The organism is Vibrio sp. 1978 (genome assembly GCF_033344345.1).
Genome location: NZ_JAWPOP010000706.1, coordinates 1 through 606 on the forward strand (window position 1 = coordinate 1; position 606 = coordinate 606).

The 606-nt window shown below is 49.3% G+C and carries 1 protein-coding gene; it reads right to left on the reverse strand.

Annotation, left to right across the window (positions count from 1 at the left end; genetic code table 11):
* The coding region (locus R8N49_RS28665) for an efflux RND transporter permease subunit (RefSeq protein WP_318190641.1) at positions 1-606 on the reverse strand (606 nt) is incomplete at both ends.

Consider the following 606-nt stretch of genomic DNA (forward strand, 5'->3'; position numbering starts at 1 on the left):
CTAACTACCGCGACGGTTTCAATAATGTTCTCGCCAGCACGCTTTTTCACGTCAAGCACAATGGCAGGCTCACCATCCAAGCGGGCAAAGCTTTCCGGATCACGAAACGCTCGGCGAACTGTGGCCACATCACCAAAGGTGATCACTTCTTTGCCATTCACTTTGATAGGCAATTCGAGAACATCTTTCAGAGAATCAAACACCGACGGAACTTTGACCGAAAAGCGCCCATACCCTGTATCGACAAACCCAGCCGCAACCACTCGGTTGTTTAGTGCGATCAAGTTATAGATATCGGCCTGATCCAATCCATAGCTTTCCATTAAAAGCGGATCGACCACGATCTCGACAATATCTTCACGATCACCAGCAATATCGACTTCCAAAATCTGGCGGAAGCTTTCTAATCGGTCACGCAACGTTCGTGCGATTTGAACAATGGTTCTCTCTGGCACCGTGCCATAAAGCACAACAGTTAAAACAGGCTCCTCTGAAGCAAAAGTGACTTCATTGACCGTCGGTTCATCACTGTCTGCTGGTAGCTTAGGTTTCGCCAGATCGACCGCGTCGCGAACATCCGCCATCGCTTTATCGAGATCCACGCCG